The organism is Clostridium sp. 'deep sea' (genome assembly GCF_014931565.1).
Lineage (GTDB): Bacteria > Bacillota > UBA994 > PWPR01 > PWPR01.
In genome coordinates this window covers 2,610,056-2,631,715 of record NZ_CP063353.1, presented here as the reverse complement: position 1 = coordinate 2,631,715, position 21,660 = coordinate 2,610,056, and the positions used below count along the sequence as shown (strand labels likewise).

The window sequence follows — 21,660 nt, the reverse complement described above, 5'->3', positions numbered from 1 at the left end:
ATCATGTTCTAGGTCTGATCAGCATTTCTGGTTGATCAGCATTAGCAGTAACTGTAATTTCTATAGATTCATTAATACCATCGCCATCAATATCTTTACGGCTACCAACTTTAACAGCTGTGTTTGCATTTTCATTACCATCTTCATCAATATCATAACGCTTGATATTTGGGTAAACAACATCACCGTTCTCATCTAATACTTCTATTGTGAACTTCTGCTCAATACCATTTAATAAAGCAGAAACAGATGGAGTTACTGTAAATACTTCTTTACCAACTACAGTAATACCAGAAGCTTTTGTAACCATAACATCTGCGTTACCGTCAGCGTCATCAACACAGAACTCTAAACCTAGAGGTTCAACATTATCAAATAAGTCTAATTCATCTTCTTTATATGTGTAAACGCCACCGTTGATATTAGTTTTTCTACCATCAACTAATATTTTTGAATGGTCACTCATTAAACGAATATAACCATTATTTACAGAGTTACCCTCTTCGTCAACGATTTCGAATACGATATCTTCTTCACTTTCAACTGTAACCTTTGTTGAAGAAATTGTTACATTCCAACCTACAATTTTAACTTCACGCTTAAATGTAGCAGCTGGTTTGTCATCATCTTTCTTTTCATAAACATTGATTGTTGCTTCTAAAATACCTGTTTCTTTTGTAGAAATAGTAAATGTATCTTTACCTTTGTCAGTATCGATATCTTTAGATTTTATTTTTTTATTATCTAAACCACAGCCATCAAAAATAATTTCTGTGTATATTTCTTCGTCACCATCGCTATTTTTTACAAAAATGTTTTGATTTACATCAGTTGTTCCATCAAATGCAAATGTAAAGTCACCAACTCTGTGTTTAGTTTCTTCTTCCCACTTTAGTAAGTTATAGTTGTTAGCTTTAACAACTGAGAAATTAGCAGTAGAAGTTAATTGAGTAATAGTACCCTTCTTAAGCTCTAAATCTACAGAATACTCATCACGTGGGTATGTTGTAGATGTTTTTTGCAAGTCAAGCTCAATTTCTTTAATCTGACCTTTTTTATCAAATGCTAAAAACTCACCTGTAGGACCTACAGCAACCTTATCCTCGTCACCAGTCTTGTAAATTTTATAAGTAACTTTATAACCAGCTACAAGATTTAATGGTGTAACTTTATCAAAATATTTAGAAGGTAAGTTTAATGTGAAAACAAGATTTTGTTTACCTAATTTTTCAGGTAATTCTTTTGTTAAGCTTGTTTCGAATGTATCAACAGTTATCTTACCAGATTTTAATAATAAGTATTTATCAGGACCCTTTGCAATTTTTAAGAAAATACCAATTTTACCACTTTTGTAAATTCTTGAGCCATCAAATAAGAAACCAAAAGTTTTATTGTTAGAGAAGCTAGCTGTTGCTATTGGAGTGTCTCCTGCACTATCACTATAATCATGTAATTCTCTATCACCATTAGCATCTACATAAGCCAAGGTTAAATCTGTATTTGGTAAATTCTTTGTTGTATCACCATATACTTTTTTAGCATCTTCGTTATTAAATACACCCTGAACAACAATTTGACCAGCAATTGGGTATTTAAATTCTAAGGTAGCAGGCTCAGCTAATTCCATAGCATACTGAACTGTAAATTCAGCAGTTTCTTTATATTCAGCATCTGTAAATGTGTTAGTACCCTCAATTTCGAATTGACCAATATTTAAAGCAGAAGGGTAAACTTTAAAGTTAAACTGACCATCTTTATAACTAATTCCATAACTAGTACCTTTTATTACAAGATCTCCATCAACTTTAACTATAGCTTTAGAGTCAAAATCAATAATTTTACCAGGAATAGAAGCAATTAAATTGTTTTCATTATAAGTAATTTTAGTTTCGTCCAAAACGATTTGGTAAACTTTATTAGCTGTTAATGTGCCTAAAACAATCTTAGCATCATCAGCTTCAACATAAGTATCGCTACCATTTAAATCGATGTATTGGAAGTCTCCACTAACTTTTAAACCATGAGTACTTCCACCATGTGTAGCAAAATCAAGTTTAACTGTGTAAACTCCTTTAGCTAAAGCATTAACGTCATCTTTTGCTAGTGTAATATTACCGCCTGCAACATTTACGAAAAAGTCTGTATTATCAGCTTTTTTTTGTAATGTTCCATCAGTACTGTATACACCAACTTTATAACCATCTAAGTCTGTAGCGGCAGAACCACTACCACCAGTAGCAGTTATACCTAATACTATATTAGCAGCAGCATCACTTCTCTTAAATCTTTTATTTTCAATTGTGTATGTTGCACCTTTTTTTACAGGAGCAACAGCTACAACTAAACTAGCATTTTCTACTTTTGCATCATTTGCTCCTTCATATGTTGAACCGCTAGCGTTTAAATCTATAAAATTGAAACCGGTATCAGCATATACATTAGTAGGAGCTACATCAAGTTTAATAACATATGTAGCTGCAGCTAATTTCTCTACATCAGCTTTAGCTAATGTAATTTTTCCGTCAGCAATAGTAACGAAAAAGTCTGTTGTACCATCAGCCTTTTTTTGAATTGTAGAGCCTGTAGAATCATAAACACCAACTTTATAGCCATTAAGCTCTGTGGCAACAGGATCTGTACCACCAGTAGGTGTAATGTTTATTACTACATCACTAGTTACCTGTGATAATGTAGCATTAGTTGTAGCATCAATTGTATATGTAACGCCAGCTTGAGCTTCTGCAAAAGCAACGCCACTGAACATACTTACAACCATTGCTAAAATAGCAAAAATTGATAAAAATCGCTTCATAAATATGGTTCCTCCTTAAAATTTTTATAGAAGCTTGCATTGATGAAAAATTGTTTGATTACCTGTAACTCTCCTGCGCAATTTTCTGAGATGTTTGTTATGTAGGTTTTGCGAACTTGGTTATTAATAATAGTTGCTTAAGAACCGCACTCTTCTTTACTAGCAACAATAATGAGAATAAGACCTTTTCAAGGAAATAGTTTCATGTAAACCAAATACTTTACCATCATTGCTCTTTAATTCTACTGCAACCAGTGGAGATAGGCAATACATTGTAACGTTTTGTAACATTACTGTAATGTTAGAGGATAAGCTATTGAAGTGTTTTAGATATGGATTTTTAGTAAATACATTGTATTAACAACATTAACTTAAATTTTAGTGGAAATATTTTTATATTAAACCATGGGTTATATTAACTTTAAAGCTGTAATATTTAATATTTTGTTACTTATGTTACAAAATGAAATATTATTTAATGTTACGTGTCAAGCAATTTTACCATATATAGCTATGGAAGTTAATGCTTTTATGAAGACATTAATTGGGTTTTAAAAAAATAAAAATAGCTTGAGAGTCGGTTTTAAGTGTTGTTTTAAACTCTTTTTGCCAATTATTTTTAGGTTTAGGTGGCTTTTGCTGTGTTATTTATATCGGTTGGTTTGGGGGATTTTTTTAGTTTGCTTTTAATGGAAAGGGCATACTATGAACACAAAGAAAAGTCTTTATTTTTTTAAGTTTATAATAGGTATAAAACTGTAGTTCTAAACTTTAAGGTTTAAAAATCAAGCAATCAGAAATAACTAAGCTTTTATTGATTGACCACGAAGGACACCAAGAACACGAAGAGAGACTGTAAATATTTCTGTGTCTAAATAAGTTTGATTAAAATCTGACAACAAAAACAAATAAGAAACTAATTTAAATATAGAATTGCCAAAATCAAAGATTTTATGTGTAAAAATAAATGATTTTGGCAATTTAATTTATGCTAGAATGTAATATTTTTTGAGTTATTATATAATTACTTATCTATAGTTATTCTCATATGCATAACAATATCCTGTTCTGTGTACTCATAAATCTGGTCATCTACAATTGCATGAGAACCAAGGTCAAATAGTAACTTCACTTCAATATACTTAGGATAAAGATAAAATGACCTCTAAGTAACTTTTAAGATATTCTTTAGTAAGCAACATAAGCTCATCTTAAAGCAAAAGCAGCAAGCCTTTCGCCATAGAAAATCATCAGCTGATTAAGGACATTATCCCAATCCCTATATCTGGTAGTCCATTTTTCCATAATATTTTGACTAGCCAAATAAAGCATTTTTTCAAGTGATTTATTAGTTGGAAAGACTGACTTAGTTTTAGTTACTTTTCTAAACTGTCTATGAACACCCTCAATAATATTGGTAGTATACATAATTCTTCTAATTGCTAAAGGAAACTTGAAAAATGGAGATAGTATATCCCAATTTGACTCCCAACTAGTTATAGCGTATGGGTATTTCTTGCTCCACTTTTCACCTAGCTCACTAAGAGTTTCAAAAGCAACTTCTTCATTGACTGCTCTATATACTTGTTTGAAATCTCTAGCAAACTCTTTTCTATCCTTATAATTAACAAATTTAAAGGTGTATCTTAACTGATGTATAATACATCTTTGCACTTCAGCGTTTGGATATGAGGCTTGTATGGCTTCTTTTAGACCTTTTAACCCGTCTATACTAAAGATTAGCACATCTTTGACTCCTCGGTTCTTGAGTGAATTAAGTATTGTTAGCCAGAACTTTGAAGATTCATTTTCACCTATCCAGATACCTAGTATGTCTTTTTTACCATCAATTGTTACTCCTAATACTACATAAGCTGCTTTACTCTTAATTTGACCATCTTCTCTCACTTTATAGTGAATTGCATCCATAAATACAAATGGATAGATGTCGTCTAAAGGTCTATTTTGCCATTCATTTATTTTAGGAATAATTTTATCTGTTATTTTACTAACCATTTCTGCTGATAATTTTATACCATATATGTCTTTTAGCTGGTCATGTATATCTCTTGTTGACATACCTCTAGCATATAGTGATATTACATTTTCTTCTATACCTGAAATATCTCGCTTATGCTTAGGTACTACCTTAGGTTCAAATTCTCCATCTCGATCCCTAGGTACTTCAATTGCTAGTTCTCCATATTTTGTTTTTACTTTTTTTGAGGTATAGCCATTACGTTTGTTCTTTGTTTGTTTATCCTTACGCTCTCTTTTTTCATATCCTAAGCTTGTCTCTAACTCTACTTCAAGCATTTCCTGTAGGGTATCTTTGAATAGGTCTCTTAAATAGTTATGCACATCTTCTGATGTTTGTAGTTTACCTTCACTAATTATCTCTCTTAGCAATTGCTGACGTGCTGTTTTCATTAAAAAAACTCCTTTTCTGGCTTCTCTTTGCTAAGTATTGCCAGATTAGAGTTTCTTTAGACACAAAATTTTTTACATACCTCACGAAGAAGGAACTTTGGGGTTATTTTTATTTTGTGTTTTTTATTCAAGCATATCTAAGTGATAAACTTATAAAAAGCATTTCTTAAATACTAAAAGTATCATTTATAAAACTCTAAATAGAGCTAAACTGAAAACCCTTTGTGTCCTTCGTGTCCTTGTATAATAAAAGAGTGGTTAAGCTATTAGAAATATAGCGTATAATCAAAGTAACAGATGCTGTGGATTATTACTTGTGTTCTATAGCTTAGACTATTTCACAAAGACCATAACCACAGCTTTATGTTACAACTATTAATTAGTTAGATAACGCGCTGGGTAAAAATATGCAGTTCTCATAAAATATCTATTACAAGAATCCTAAGCTGTACGTTTCCAGAACTAAAGCAAAATTTCCCTTCAATACACCAAAAATCAATGTATGAAGCACTAAAGGAATACCCCTCTGCTGAGTCTCTAAAAAAAGCACACCTCACTAAGTTAACCAATATATTAACCAAAAATTCTAATGGGAAATATACCAAAGATACAGCTATAAAAATAAAAAAACTAGCTCAAAACTCTATTGGTGTAGTTTGTAAGTCGCATGAGATGGACTTAGTATATAGCATAGAAGAAGTACAAGCATGTCAGAAAAGAATCAAGAATATCGAGCAAGAAATTAAAGGCATGATGACAGGGCTTGATTCACCAATACTCTCAATACCAGGGATATCAATTGTGTATGGCTCTATCATATTATCTGAGATAGGCTCAATTCATAACTTTAGTTCACCTTCTAAACTTTTGGCCTATGCTGGTTTAGATCCTTCAACCAAGCAATCTGGAAAATTCAAAGGTAATGGCAAGATGGTTAAGCGAGGTTCTACTTATCTTAGAGCAGCTTTAATTATTGCTGCTAGATCAGTTGCTATGTATGATTCAGTGTTTAAAAATTATCTTAATAAAAAATTAAATGAGGGTAAGCATTATTTCGTTGCTTTATCTCATGTTGCAAGAAAATTAATTAGAGTAATATATCACTTACTTAGAAATAATGTAATATTTAAAGCTAGTTAGAAACTAAAATACTATATAAAAAATAAGAGTAGAAATCTACTCTTATTTAAGTGTGTGTTCAAAATTATTTTAATTTAACACTTGACTTAACATAGTTAGTCTTTGTGGTTTTACTAAAGAAGTAACTTATATTATGTAAGTAACATTTTTAAAGCTGTAATTCTGAACTTTTAGGTTTAAAAATCAAGCAACCAGATTAAATATAACTTTTTTGATTGACCACCAAGGACACTAAGAACACAAAGAAAGAACTTTGGGGTTATTTTTATTTTTAATCAAGCATAACTGCAAGTATCGTTTATTAAGCTGTAATTCAAAGGCAAAACAGGGCTTGCGCCCTGTTTTGTTTATTCTCTATTTATTTAATTGTTATTGGTTTATCGTTACCTTCCCAGATTACTTCGAATCCTAAATCGGTGGCTATTGTGCGGATAGGAACCATTGCACGACCTAGTTCGTTTAGATATGGTATTGCTTTAAGTTTTACGGTATTACCGTTTACGTTGGCAATATTGCTGCCTACAGTCATAGATATTACTTTTTCATCTAATATATAGGTTACTGTACGGCTATCGTTGTTCCAGTATACTTTAGCACCTAGTTGTTCTACAAAACGGACTGGTACCATTGTTACGTTGTTTACTAGCTTGGGGGTACCATATTTTGTTGATTTATTTAAGGTGAACTGTACGGGTTCAGCAACTGACTCTACATTTATTATTAAGTTCTCTTCTATATAGTTATATTTAGTATCAGAAGCCAATATTGGTATAACATTAACTCCGTTTTTAAGGTTTGGAACTACATGGGTAACAGTAGCCTTTGGAATTAGCATTTTAACCTCTTCGTTATTGACCATTGCCATGTAAATTCGCACGTTATCTGTTATGGTTATAATGGCTGTATTACCTCTTAGTACATAACTTACCTTAGGTGGCTCTACATCGAGGCTAGACTTAACCTTACGCTTTACTGTGATTTGATCGGGTTCATAGGTATCACTAGAGCTATTACCGTTTACTAAAGTTGAGTTAGTTACTTTAGTATCGTCGGTAAAGGCCGTAAACGCTAAAGATGTTGAGCTATAAGCTGATGCTGAATAAAATGCTTTACCACTACTATCGGTTTCACCAATCTCCTCACCCGCTAAAGTAATTTTGTAATCCTTTAGTGGTTTACCCTCAGCATCAAGATAAGTTAGGGTTATATTTGTGGGTTGGTTCATTATTACATGCTCTGGGTCTGTAGTTAAGCTTGCCTCTCCTATAGGTATATTGAGCATTTTAATATCAGTATTTCCTACATTAATCATAAGTGATACTACGGGTAATTGTTCGTCCTTTTGGAGCTTTTTAAAGTTCACATCATCTATATAGACTTTACATTTATAGGTTCCATCATAAGAAGATATATAACCCGATTCTCCATCAGAGTTAACACCAATATCACTGCCATTGTCGTCTTTAACCTCGTAAGCTACATGTTCATCACTTGCCACAAAATACACGTCTTCATCAATTACAGAGTTATCTCTAGGGTCTACTATATAAAACTCTAACTCACGCTCAAAGTTTTCGGTTAGTTTTTTAACTGATCCTAACACTACTTGAGGTGGTTGAACATTAATTTTAAACTCACCCATGTTTTTACCGTTATCGGTTGTTGCCCTAATTATTAAGGCATGTTGATCGGCATTTGGCTTTATTTTAAGTCTCACAGACTCGTTTTCACCGTTATTATCCATATCTTTACGTTGACCTACTTGAGAAATAGCTCCATTTACGGTGTAAACCTCTTTACCATCTACTCTTGTTACATCAATACGCTCAAAGTTAGGATATACTATGTCACCTTTATTATCTAAAATAGAGACATAAATGTATTCCTCAAAGCCATTTAAGAGTGTTTTGGTATATGGCTCTACATAGTACACATTTTTACCTATTATACTAATGCCATTAACTAATGAAACCTGAGTATCGTTGCCCTTAATTGCCTCAACTTTAATTTCTTCAACTGAGGTGAATTTTTTAGAGAATTTATATACACCACCAATTATATTATGGCTTGTGCCATCTACAATATAGGGTGATTTTTCTCCGTTTAAAGAAATTCTGGCATTATTAACTGGGTTACCATTTTGATCTGTTACTGTTACTCTGTAATCTGTAAGTGTATCTACTTGAACCTGTTTAGGGTACACAGTTATGTTCCAGCCATTTACTTTGATTGTTTTTTCAAATGTTTTATTTGCTATGGTATCTGTTGGACTACTGTATACATATACTGTTACTTTTAAGGTACCTGTTTCAGTTGTTTGTACTTTAAATTTATCTACTCCATAGTTAGGATCATAGTCTTTGGTTTTAAATCTTTCATTTACACCACAACCCTTTATGGTAACTTCTAAATGTTCTTGCAGACCACTGCTAGTCATATCGGTACGTACAACTATGGCTTGATTGGTATCTGGATGTAAGCTACTCTCCTTATTAAACTCAAACTGTAGCTCTCCTACCTTACTGGTTTCGTTAAGATTCCAGTTCATTAGGTTATATTTAGCTGGCTTTACTACTCTAAACTCTCTTGTAGACTCCTGTAGTATTACTGAACCATGATATACCCTTACTTTAACTTTATAATTACCTGTTGGGTAATGAGTAAAGTTTATACCACTAACTGCTTTTATTTGAGCATTAGTTTTATCGAATGCCTCATTAGCATTAATTACAGTACCAGATGGTAAGGTAATTGTTTGTGATGGTGACTGAATACTTTGTATAGTTTTGCTGTCGTCATCATCGGTTATTTCATATGAAATACGGTAGCCTGAGGCTAAATATAATGTTGATCCAGTTTTATTTATATAATCATCATTAAGGTTAAAGTTAAATACTAGCTCTTGCTCTCCTAATTTATTAACTATTTTATTAGTAACATTAAAGCTTAACTCTCCATGAGTTATGCTACCTCTTATTAGTAATATGCCATCGTAGTATAGACCGATGGCCTGAGTGTTATTTAGCTGTGCTCCATCGAATAAAAAGCCAAATGATGAGCTATTAGCAAAAACAGCACTTTGAATTAAGGCACCCATTTTATCGTTACTATTAATAAAGTTAAGTGTTAACTTTTGAGCAGTTTCATTTGGTGGTGTTCTTATTTGGCTATCTTCGTTAGGGAATCTACCCTGTAAGGTAGCCTGACCAGACTGTGGGTAAGTCCACTCTAGTCTATCTTTATCTATTAGCTCTACCCTTGGTACGATTCTAAATATATCATAACTATCGGTTAAGCTATTATTAAACTTTGCATCTGGTCCAGAATCACCAACTACTATTATTTGTGCTATTCGAGTAGTAACTGTTTTAAATGAAAAAGAACCATTGCTAGCATATTGAGTCTCTAATTGGGTATCTCCTGAGTCTAGTATGCCATCTTTATTTTCATCTATATATAGCTTAATAGTGCAATCAGCACTTGATACCATATAATTATTATTGTAGTCTAGTATTTTACCTGAAATAGTAGCATAACCAAATGTACTGCAGTGCTCAATTATATCACTGGTATCTAGTTTTATTTTACATACTGGTATGTTTTTAGGTACTGTTATAAACACAGTTAGGGTTTTGCTATTACTACCACATTTTAAGGTAAACACTACATTGCCTGTGTTTTGGTAAGTGCCAAAGGTAGCTATACCCGTATTATTAACAGAGCTGTTATAGCTTGAAACAGTATTATTTACATTTACACCAGTTATACCAGTAGCAGTTACCTTGTTTGTTAGCCAAGCAACAAGGTTTTCACCACTTGAAGTAACAGTGTAGCTTGTTGGCATTTGATTTTTAACAGTCTGTAGCTTTTCATCATCTGTTAAATTTCGGGCTGTAATAGTAACGTTTTTACTAAGCGCCTGTGATTCATTAACACCTAAGGCATTAGAGGTTACTTGAAAATTAACAGAACCACTCTCATTAGTTACTTGCTGTGTTACCACACCTGTAATACTACTAATAGCATTATGAGTTACACTGTTTAAAGCCACTGTAACCTGCATATGATCAACTAAGTTTTGTGCCCAAATTAGTATATTTTCATTAGTTACTAAAGCATTTGCATTGCCGTTAGTTATAGCAGTTACAGCATCGTTTACTCTTTCAGCACTTGTTTTTAGTAAAACTTCAAGTGATAGATCAACCGTAGCTGATAATAAACCTGATGTAAGTTTAAATGTTACTGTTTCGTTGTTATTTGTAGCATACCTATTTATACTTCCATCACTATTTATTACTGAATGATTTTCGTTTTCAATTTCTACAGTAATACTGGAGTTACTTATTATATTATTTGCCCAACTTATTATATTGTCGCCAAACTCCTTTGAGCTGGTTTCAATAGTATTATTTTGGTCTTCTAAAGCTATTTCAGCGTTATCTAACTCCGTTTGTTCGGCACTTGCTTGAACTGCTGCATTAAATGTAATGTTCTTTTTATCTTCTTCAGAAGCTGTTATTGTAAATACCACTTCTCCGTCTGTTGCAATGCTTTTCCTGCTAATATCTCCGTTAGCTCCTATTGCAACATGACTTACGCTCAAAATTGTTATTGTGACATCACTAACCCTATTTTGAGCCCATTCTAAAATGTTATCACCAAATTCATAGTTTGACTCTGCAAATGTATCACCCAAGGCTGTTTTTGCTTTTTCTATTTTCCCTAAATCATCATCAGGTTGAACACCAGCTGTAAACTCATGCTCTTGCGACTCTGTGCCTGCTTCTATAACAAAGGTTAATACATCTGTCTCTATTACACCTGTACGAGTTATAACACCATTAGTCGCAATTGCTGAGTGGCTATGTCCAGCAGATTTAATAGTAATTGATACATCAGTAGTTTGATTATTGGCCCAAGTTAATATGTTAGTGCCAAATTCTTTTGCAACTGTTTCAGTAAGGCTATTGCCTAAAGCTGTTTTTGCTATTTCTATTTTAGCTAAATCACCATCTGGTTGAACTCCTGCTTCAAATACAAGCTCTCTGGTATTGCCAGGTGATGCAGTTAGAATAAATACTAGGTTTTCTTTAGCAAGTATTCCTTGACGATTTATAACACCATTAGTTTCAATTGCTGAATGGTTATGACCATCAGCTTTAATAGCAACAGTTACACCTGTAATCTGATTTGTAGCCCAAGTTAATATGTTATCTCCAAACTCTTTTGCTACTGTTTCAGTAAAAGCTGATCCTAAATCATTTTCAGCATCGCTTAGTTTTTCATCATCACTTTTTACAGGAACAGTTATTTTAATTGTCTTAGTATTGCTATAGTTTTCACAGCTTAATTTAAAAACTACATCACCTATTGATTCACTGCTTTGTCTTCTTACTGTTCCATCATCTTCTATAGCAGCATTTAATGATGGAGGCTCAATATTTACAGTTATTAAAGGATTATTATTAATTAATGTTTTAACCCAATCTTTAATATTCTCGCCTGTATTTAGGTCTGTTGTATGAGTATTAGGTAACTTTAGTAGCTCCTGTTCAGCATTGACCTTGTCAATAAGGTCATTTTGTAACTGGTCAACTGTTAAAACCTGTGAAGCTAACTCTGCTTTATACTGTTCTAGCAAATTACTTTGATATCTTAAAAAATTTGCTGATATAAAATCGGATTCCTGTATATTATTGTCTACCTCAGTTTGATTTCCGGAAGCATCTGCTAGAGCTGTTTTAGCTTGGTCTGCCCCATAGGTTATATTGATTGTTGCTACCTCTACTATTGGGTCGCCCTCATCATAGTCAGCTGAGCCAATCAGGTTAAAATACTGGTTTTGGCTACCCGTTATGGTTCCATTAACTGAACCTGGCTCTGATACAATTTTTATATAGTAAGTACCCCTTGGCAAGGTCTCTATGTCAGTTGCTAAAAATTGACATGCACCACCCACTATTTCCTGGGTAATGTCTACTCCATCATTTTTTACTAACACATCACTATCTTTAGCAAAAAAGGCTAAACTTAAGCCATCTAATTCTTGTGTTGTTGCAATAGGCGTTGCCCCAGACTTACTAACCTTTATATCTATCTTTAGGGTTTCTAGTGAGCCTTCATTAATAGTAGTTTTTTCTGCCACTATTTTATACACATCGTTTTGTTCTTTTTCGGCGTATGTTACACCACTAAACATGCTTACAATTAGTGCTACTATACTAAATATTGATAATAATCTTTTTATGATCATGACCTCCTCATAACGCATAATATTTTTTCACCTTGGTCTTTAAATAAGCTTTATCTATATACTTACGATTGTTAGACGCTTAAAATAGGTAAATGTTTCATGTAAACCACTTATTTTACCATTATTCTTTAGAGTGAAAACATGTACTTTTTTGTACTTGCTTTATGTATATACTTATACTTTATTTTTATGTTGTTTTTTGGATAATTAAGATTTTTAAATGTAGGGGAGGTTGGTTTATTTTTTGCTTTTAGAGGTGTTTTTTTTGGTTTGGATTAATGATAGGCATTTGAACGGCACGGAGGCCGTTCACTACAATGGGAGTTACATAAAATACACCTTACAATAACAAAAGGGTAGTTGATAAAATATCATTTATCAACTACCCTTTATAGTTTATTTAAATATTAGCTTGTCGGCATATTGAATTAAGTAAAATATGCCATAAGAAGCAATGCAAATTAGTATGTTTAAACCATTTTTGGTAAAGTGACCAAGCCTTTTGTTACGAAATAGCTTAATGTTTTCAAAGGATAATAAAAGACTAACTAAACCTATTATAAAGCTACCTAATATACTGGGGTCGTAAAGAGCAGAGGCGTATACACCTATACCAAAAGGTAAATAGCCAAATACATAATCGAGTATTGGTAGTTTGGGGGCAACAGGAATTTCTTTATCACCATAAAAAACAGTTAATCCAAAGTCTATGGCTTTAGGTGCTAATCTCATTTTTTTAGTTGTTGTTTTACTATGGGGTATTTCGTAGAGCTTTTTGTATTTATCTATTGCTTGTATTTGTTTTCCATCAACAAAAACTTTATGTTGACCTGTAAAATAGGCAATATTAACCTCTACAGTCGACTTGTTTTTATTGGGAATTTTAAAGGTATATTTCATTAGTTATCCTCCATTTTTACTCTCTGCACAATATTGCGATTTATATTAAGCAATTTAGCAATTGTTCTAATAGATAAGCCATCTGCTTTAAGCTTACTAATAATTTGGGCTCTTAGAGGCTTGTACTCTTTTATGTTAAGTTCATATAACATTAGCTGTTTTTCTTTAAGAACTTTGGCTATATATTGTTGTGCTTTGCTTTCTATTATAGTATTTAAATTTATATCTAGGAATAGGTAGTTAGTATTTAGGGGTTCATTTAGCTTTTTTTTAGGTTATTTATGATAAAAGCTAAAAAGTTAGTGTCTACTAATTGAGTGTTATTGCTTTGATATGAATTAAAACTGGTATAGTTATTAAAGCCATTTTCATAATGCAGGTATTTTACACATTCGAGTAAATGGTTAGGGCTATTAATTATTTCACTCTGATACCTACCCTGAAATAGGTGTCCTTCTCTGTTATATTTATGATTAAAATAACGGGCATAACTAATATTGATTGCCTTAATAATGTTTGAGATTGGCTCTTGCTGCTGTTTTATTATAAGATGTACGTGATTACCATTAAGGCTATATCCGTATAGCTCAAAGGCTTTTGTTTGTTTTTGGTTATGCAGTATTTGCAGGTATTTATTATAGTCTTGCTCATTGTTAAATAAGTTAGTTTTATTATTGCCCTTTGTTAATATATGATAAATATTTGCATGGCTTTGTTTTTTTGTTGTTATAGTCATTTTTACTCACCACTATAATTATAAGGTGTTAAATAAGTATAAGCAATTATGTTACTATATTGTAATAGTCATTTAAAGCAAAAAAGGGCTTACAGCCCTTTTTTAAGATTATTTTATTGTTATTGGTTCAGTATTCGAGCTCCATTTTACCTCAAAGCCAAGTTCTTGGGCAATCATGCGTAACGGAACCATGGCTCTTTCCTGTTCATTTATATAAGCAGGTATAGGCAATTTTACCTGTACGCCATTTACTAAAGCATACTCTTCACCAATAGTAATAGAGATAATAACATCATTTAATTTATATGTTGCTGTTAGGGTATTTGGAATCCATTCTACAGTTGTGCCTAGTTTTTCTACTAAACGTACAGGCACCATCGTTACATCAGATACCATCTCTACAACGCCATACTCAGTAGTTTCACCAACCTTAATTATTAAAGGCTCTGGAGTAAATTCTACATTTACAGTAACTGTTGTATCTAAAATATTATTGTTAATATCCATAGATTGAACTACAAAGGTATTTTTACCTGGCATTAAGTTATGAACTATATGAGTTGCTATAGCTTTAGGGAACCTCATATCTACTTCTTCACCATCTACATAAGATATGTTTAGTCTTACATTATCCTCAATGGTAATAATAGCAGAAGTACCAGATTGACTTAATTCAATTGTAGCTTTAGGAGGCTCTATATCTGGCATAGACTTAACCTTTGTTTCAACAAATTTATCACTAACTTGGGTTGCAGCCTTAAACTTTTGAGTTATTGATGTTGATGATGATGCAGCGTATACTACTTTGCCTTCTTCATCTGTTTCACCGATGCCCTCATCTACTAAATATACTGCTTTTTCTTTAATTGGAATAGCCTCAGCATCAACATAGGTTAGGGTAATGTAAGCAGGAGTATTTATAATTAAGATATTAGGATCTGCTGTTAATTTTGCTGTAGCTACAGGAATTGTTTCTACAATTACATTTGTGCTACTATCGCCGTTCATAACAACGTGCATAATAACGTCTTTTTCGTCTTCTGCTGCTTTATTCCATAAAACATCTTCAACACGAACGTCAATTGCATAAACTTCATTATCGTAATCGTATTGGAAGTTTTCTGCTGAAGACCAAATAAAGTAATCACTATTATCTACTAAGTTAAATTCTTTATCTAATAAAGCATCTGTACGTGGATCAATTAAGGTTGCCTTAATTTTACCTGTAAAGTATTCAGTTAGGGTTTTTACACCTGTTAAAACTACCTTAGGTTTTTCAATATCTATTCTTACCTCGCCCATTTTCTTTCTGCTATCTGTTGTTGCTCTTATAATTACAGCAGATTGATCAGCGCTAGGTAGTATAGTAATTCTACGAGCCTCTTTACCATCTACACCATCATCATCAACATAGGCGCCTAGGTCAGAACTTGAGATTTCTATAGGATCAGATTCTACTCCATCGGCATCTACATTAATTCGGTAATAGGTTGGGTAAATAATATCGCCATTTTCATCAACTGAGGTTACTAAAATTGTTTCTTTAACGCCATTTAATAAGGTAGCTGTTTTAGAAGTAACTGTGTAAACCTCATCACCAATTACATTAATTCCACTAGCTTTGCTTACCATATACTCACCACTACTACCTTTATCATGCTCTGTTTTAGTCCAAAATGTTACAGGCAAAGTTTGCACTGCTTTAAATTTATCTTCTGCGTCTTCAACATAAATATAGGTACCAGCAGAGATATTTGTTGTTGTACCATTTGCAACAACTTTGTCACCAATCATAATAATTGCGTTGTTAATTGTATCACCATTTTCATTGGTAATAGTAAATACAATATCTTCTGTAGAGCCCACAACAATAGTTGTTGGTTCAATGGTTACATTCCAACCAACTATTTGGAGATTTTGTGTTACTGTATATATTGGAGAAGTATCTGTAGCTGTTTTGTAAACGTTAATTTTTACAGTCATATCTCCTGTTTGAGTTGGTGAAATTGTGTAAACTCCATCGTAATCTGTTGTTTTTATGCCATTTTCATCAAAAGACTTAAACTTTTTATCTATTCCACAGCCTTTAATTATTATTTCAACTAAGCCGCATTTAGCTATACTGTGATCTTCACCAATATGGGTGTATTTTTTAACTTTAACCTTTTGAGTAGCATTACCATATTTTATTTCGTCACCAACTAGCTTTGGTAAAGCAAAACTAATGTCACCAACATTGTGTTTTGTTAAACCCCATTCTACTAAGTTATATTTTTTAGGATTAATGACCTCAAATGTTAGTGATTTTTTTTGAATAATGTTATCTACATCATTTTTTCTTAGTTCAAAGACAATTGTATATTCACCTAATGGGTCATTTTCGCTAAAGGTAATAGCAAAATCTTTTTGCTGGGTAGACATTTTTGTAAACTTTTTACCACTTGGGTTTAATAATACTTTAGTATCATAACCTGTAAGAATTGTTTCATCTGGTTTATAGATAGTGTATTGTACTCTGTGTTTTTCAGCCATACATGATTCGTCTGTATTTAAGTAGCTTTTCGCAAAATTAAAATCAGCTGTAAACTGAGTTTCACCTAAAATTCTTACTGCTTTTTCTGGAACAAGGTTTACATCCATAGTATTTGCAGAAATTATACCTGTTTTAGCTAAAATTCCATTTACAAATAACCCAATTTTGCCAGACTCTTTAAAGTTTTCACCATTAAATAAAAAGCCAAACTGTTGGTGACTAGTAAATGATGCTGTAGCCACAGTAGGAACACCATTATCTTCTAAATATTCAATTGTTAATATATCTGATGAACTTGCATCTTCATTAACAAATGAACCAGAAACCTCTACTTGACCATCTACAGGAAAAGTCCACTCTAGTTTTTCTGGGGTTGCTAACTCTATTTGGTACATAATGGTGAATTTATCGTAAGCATCGCTAGCAAACTCAAAGCCTGTGCCATTAGTTCCAATTACCAAATACTCTCCTAAGCCAGTATCTTCTGTACCAGTAATGATTGTAACTGAAAACTCTCCATTTACAGCACTACAAGTATCAATTAAGGAAGTAGGCCCATCATCAGCCACACCATTTTTGTTTATGTCTTTAAAAATTGCTACCTCTGTATCTACCTGATATAAAGCCTTAGTGTCTTTAGAAAAAATTTTGCCTGAAATAGTTGCCTGTGTAAATCCTGCACCATAAGTAACGTTGTTATTGTCAAGTGAAATATATACCTGATGAGCTGTTGTAGCAAAAGCAACATTATTAAACATAGAAACTACTAACGCCAACACTGCAAAGACCGCTAAAAAACGTTTCAACTATGTTACCCCCTATTTTTTTATAACAACTTTGTTAAATACAAAACTTGCTTGATCTTTACTGAGATTTTTAGCTGTGTCGTATTATGGTGCATTTTTATTTAAATATTTATATCTAACTTATTGTTTGTTTTATATTATTAATAGAATTTGAATTTATCATTGAATGGAATGTTTTGTAACATAACTGTAATATAAGTGATAGTTAGAATTGTTTTTAAGCTTTTTTTAAGTAGAATATTTAAATATACTATATGCTAAATAGAATATAAAATACGTTTTAATAACACGATAAAAAGCTATAACAACTTCGACAATAATTATTTAAAAAAACATGCTTTATGTAGTAATATTAGTATTAATGTTACATTTCACTACACTTTATTTACCAAAGTTAAAAGATTTTAATACTTAGTGTTGATAGGTGTAGCTTGATGGAGAATGATTAAAAATTGTAATATAAAAAAAATAAAACTCAAAATATATATGAGTTTTATTATCTTAACTTATTCTTTTATTATAGCAATTTGATTTTATTTTATTATTATAGGCTGATTATTAGAAATCCACTCAACACTATAACCTAGTTCATTAGCTATTAATCTTAATGGAACCATAACATGCTGTTGTTTATTAATATAAGCTACTTCTGGTAACTCAATTTGCTTACCATTTACTAAGGCATATTTTTTGCCAATAGTTATAGAGATATTTTTATCATTTAAAGTATATACAACAGTATGATTTTTTGAACTCCAGTTTACTGTGGCACCTAATTTTTCAGCTAACCGTACAGGTACCATAGTAGTATCATTAACGAATTCAATTAAGCCATAACCAGTTGGCTCAGCTTTTTTAATAACAAGGGGTTTAGGCTTGTTAACAGTTATCAATATTTGAGTATCTAATATATTATTGTTTATGTCCATAGCTTGAATAACAAAGCTGTTTTCACCTGCAACTAAATTTGTAACTTTGTGAGTAGCGATATGTTTCGGAAATGGCATATTAACTAACTCACCATCAACATAAGACATTAAGAGCCTTACGTTATCTGTAATTGTTATTAAAGCTGAGTTTGTACTCAGTAACTCAATAGTTGCTTGTGGTGAGTTTATATCTGGTGTTGCTCTAATTTTTAATGGTGTATAAACATTATCTATTTCAGTGGTAGCTCTAAAATTAAGTGCCCTAGAACTTGTGGCAGAAGCAGCGTATAATACCTCACCCTTATCATCAGTTTCACCTACATAAAAATCTTCTAGGTATACAGCTTGTTTGGTAATAGGTTTATTATCTGCATCTTTATACTTTAAGGTTAAATAAGTTGGAATATTTATTACCAGCTTATCAGGGTTTGCTATAATTTTAGCATCTGCTATTGGAAAACTGTGTAAAATAACATCCGTACTATTATCACCCTGCATTACAAGATTAAGAACTACATCTTTTTCATCTTTAGTGGCTTGAGTATAATTAACATTTGTTATTAACACTTTTTTAGTATATGTTTTATTTTTATCATTATAATGCCACTCATTATCTTTGTTAATATCATAATATGAATCTACTTTTTGTAGTTCATAATCATACTCTAATATACTATTATCTCGTGGGTCAAGTAGCTTTAAAGTTATTGGCTGATTAAAGTTTTGGGTTATGGTGTTTAAACCTGTAATCTCAACTTTTGGTTTTTGTACATCTATTTTCACTTCACCCATTAACTCTTTATTATCGGTAGTGGCTCTAATTATAACTGCTGTTTGGCTACCGTTGGTATGCACTTTAATTGGTCTTTCCTTTTGACCATCTTCTGTATCAGTAAATTCTCCTAAACAAGTAGCTGGTATTTTAACAGGGGTTGATTTGTTACCTTTAGCATCTATATCTATTCTGTAAAAGCTTGGATATACTGTGTCGCCATTTTCAGCTGTTGTTCTTACTTTAATAGTTTCTGTTACGCCATTTAATAAAGTTACTTTATTACTTTTTACGGTATATACCTCTTTACCAATAACATCTATAGCATTGCTTTTTAAAACTTCATAGACCGCAGTGTTACCTTTTGCATATTCAGATAAAGTATATAAACTCACAGGTAAAGTTTGAACAAGTTTAAAAATATCTTTTAAGTCTCCTGAATAAATATACCTACCATTTTCTATGTTTGATGTTGTACAATCTACAATTTTCTCATCACCTATTATTACTAAAGCATTATTTATAGGTTGGTTATTTTCATCTGTAATTGTAAATACCACATCTTCAGTAGAGTTTACAGTTAAGGTATTGGGTTCAATTTTCACATTCCAACCATAAATATTTATGGATTTTTTTTCTGTGAATAAGGGCTTTGTTGCAGTCTCATCTTTATAAACATTAATTATTATTTCTAACTCGCCTGTTTCACTAGTGTTGGTTGCAAACAAACCATCATAATCGTCATTCATAGGTTTTAAACCGTTTTCATCAAAGGTTTTAAACTTTGTATCTACTCCACAGCCATTTAATATAATTTCAATATACTCCATGTGATTCATTGTTGAATCATTTAGATACTCAATTACATAAACGTTATTACGATCTATATGATAAGCTGAATTTGATAGGGCAAATTTTATTTCACCAATTTTATGCTTGTTTATATTCCAGTAAACTAAATTATACCTATTGGGTCTTGATACTTGGTATTCTATAGTTTTTTCTTTAACTATAAATGAGTCTTTGAGTACTGGAGGAGTACTGCCTGGAGGTAAAATATGTTTTTGGTCAAAGCAAAGCTGATAAGTTACCTTGTTTGTTCCCAGCTCTTGAAAAGACATAAAAATTTCATGTTGTAAACCCACAAAATTGGTAAAAGTATCGTTATAATCCATTAGTATAGTTGAATCTGTATCACCATTGGGTTTAGTGATTATTGCTTTCAACTGGTAATCCGCACCCAAAGATTGATTTACAGAATCTAAATAAGCTGCTGGTATATTTAAATCTACTAAAAAAAATTGTGGTATACATTTTTTAAATTTGTTAGGGGTTGTAGTTATAATAAGCTCGTCTGGTTCTATTAAACCTTTAACAGCTTTTATTCCGTTAACATAAATTGCTATATCCCCAGTTTTTACAAATTTTTGTCCATTAAATAAAAAACCAAATGATTCTGAGCTACTAAAGTCTGCTGTTGCAATAGAGGTGTTATCTCTATCATCAAATTTAAACTTATCTGTATATGCTAAATGTATCTCTGGAGTTGCCCCTGCATCATTATTTTTAAAGGTACCCCTAATAACTAATTCACCACTCACAGGGTATGTATAATTTAAACTATTGGGTTCAGCTAACTCAATTTCATACATTATGTAAAAAATTGTTGCTTTCCCTAAAAAAGTAAAGGGCTTAGAATGACTATAATCAGTGTCACAGGCTGAATCTACTCCTATTACCCAATACTGTGCTACACCAGTCTCTACAGTATCAGTGTATATTTTATGACTAAACTCTCCGTTTGAAGCTCTTACTTGAGCCACCTGTATATCTCCAGAGTCAACTACACCATTTCCATCATCTTTTAATATTTTAATTAATGAGTTAACCTCGTATAAAGCCTTAGTACTTTCAGAAAATATTCGCCCTGAGATTTCTTCCACTTTAGTACCAGAGCTATATGGAATTGAGGTTCTATTTAATGTTATTGCAACCTGATGAGGCTCTATTGAGTCAGCTAAAGCAGTATTACTAAATAAACCAAATATTAACATTATTAATGTAAATAAAGATATTAAACGTTTCACCTACACTACCTCCTATTTTATTTGCAATATGGTTAAATATTATTTATGTACTTTTTAGTAGCAAAATATATCTCCTATATATTTAACCAGTTGCATTAGCATTATCACTTATAATCATAAGTGAAATTTATAATAAATTTTGTTGTAAAATAGGGAAAAATAACTGATTCATAAGCCTTATTTCATTTGTAGTCTTTTTATTACGAAACTTTTGTAGGATTTTGTATATATATGACGAAAAGGAGCTACCTAAAATAGGTAA

At 31.9% G+C, this 21,660-nt stretch carries 9 protein-coding genes; 1 reads left to right on the top strand and 8 read right to left on the bottom strand.

Translation table 11 applies throughout. From position 1 onward, the window contains the following. Window position 1: 1 nt before the first annotated feature. Both IMX26_RS12200 and IMX26_RS12195 read right to left on the bottom strand, forming a co-directional pair. Entirely contained in the window at window positions 2-2,812 is a 2,811-nt protein-coding gene (locus IMX26_RS12200; RefSeq protein WP_195158665.1) for a hypothetical protein, read from the bottom strand. 1,206 nt (window positions 2,813-4,018) lie between these two features. Beyond that, a complete protein-coding gene (locus tag IMX26_RS12195) occupies window positions 4,019-5,242 on the bottom strand; it encodes an IS256 family transposase (protein WP_195158664.1) in 1,224 nt (407 codons plus the stop codon). A 498-nt stretch (window positions 5,243-5,740) separates the two neighbouring features. On the opposite strand from IMX26_RS12195, the gene IMX26_RS12190 reads away from it, so the two are divergent. Then, window positions 5,741-6,382, top strand: coding sequence for a transposase (locus IMX26_RS12190; RefSeq protein WP_195158663.1), 642 nt, complete (start codon window positions 5,741-5,743; stop codon window positions 6,380-6,382). A 358-nt stretch (window positions 6,383-6,740) separates the two neighbouring features. Here IMX26_RS12190 and IMX26_RS12185 read toward each other — a convergent pair whose 3' ends face one another. The 6 genes from IMX26_RS12185 to IMX26_RS12160 all read right to left on the bottom strand — a co-directional run bounded on the left by IMX26_RS12185 (window position 6,741) and on the right by IMX26_RS12160 (window position 21,398). After that, entirely contained in the window at window positions 6,741-12,653 is a 5,913-nt protein-coding gene (locus IMX26_RS12185; protein WP_195158662.1) for a copper amine oxidase N-terminal domain-containing protein, read from the bottom strand. Window positions 12,654-13,031: 378 nt separating this feature from the next. Continuing rightward, entirely contained in the window at window positions 13,032-13,535 is a 504-nt protein-coding gene (locus IMX26_RS12180; RefSeq protein ID WP_195158661.1) for a hypothetical protein, read from the bottom strand. Beyond that, window positions 13,535-13,687 (bottom strand): helix-turn-helix domain-containing protein, encoded by a 153-nt coding sequence (locus IMX26_RS12175; RefSeq protein ID WP_195158660.1) that lies wholly within the window; start codon window positions 13,685-13,687, stop codon window positions 13,535-13,537. Before IMX26_RS12175 ends, IMX26_RS12180 begins: the two co-directional genes overlap by 1 nt. A 107-nt stretch (window positions 13,688-13,794) precedes the next feature. Then, entirely contained in the window at window positions 13,795-14,271 is a 477-nt protein-coding gene (locus tag IMX26_RS12170; protein ID WP_195158659.1) for a transposase, read from the bottom strand. A 108-nt stretch (window positions 14,272-14,379) separates the two neighbouring features. Further along, window positions 14,380-17,610, bottom strand: a complete 3,231-nt coding sequence (locus tag IMX26_RS12165) for a copper amine oxidase N-terminal domain-containing protein (RefSeq protein WP_195158658.1) — start codon at window positions 17,608-17,610, stop codon at window positions 14,380-14,382. A gap of 533 nt (window positions 17,611-18,143) precedes the next feature. Then, window positions 18,144-21,398, bottom strand: a complete 3,255-nt coding sequence (locus tag IMX26_RS12160) for a copper amine oxidase N-terminal domain-containing protein (RefSeq protein WP_195158657.1) — start codon at window positions 21,396-21,398, stop codon at window positions 18,144-18,146. Window positions 21,399-21,660 lie beyond the last annotated feature (262 nt).

Coding starts and splice junctions, on each gene's coding strand:
- IMX26_RS12185 (WP_195158662.1), bottom strand. CDS start 12,653: ATGCGTTATGAGGAGGTCATGATCATAAAAAGATTATTATCAATATTT.
- IMX26_RS12200 (WP_195158665.1), bottom strand. CDS start 2,812: ATGAAGCGATTTTTATCAATTTTTGCTATTTTAGCAATGGTTGTAAGT.
- IMX26_RS12195 (WP_195158664.1), bottom strand. CDS start 5,242: ATGAAAACAGCACGTCAGCAATTGCTAAGAGAGATAATTAGTGAAGGT.
- IMX26_RS12180 (WP_195158661.1), bottom strand. CDS start 13,535: ATGAAATATACCTTTAAAATTCCCAATAAAAACAAGTCGACTGTAGAG.
- IMX26_RS12175 (WP_195158660.1), bottom strand. CDS start 13,687: ATGTTATATGAACTTAACATAAAAGAGTACAAGCCTCTAAGAGCCCAA.
- IMX26_RS12170 (WP_195158659.1), bottom strand. CDS start 14,271: ATGACTATAACAACAAAAAAACAAAGCCATGCAAATATTTATCATATA.
- IMX26_RS12190 (WP_195158663.1), top strand. CDS start 5,741: ATGTATGAAGCACTAAAGGAATACCCCTCTGCTGAGTCTCTAAAAAAA.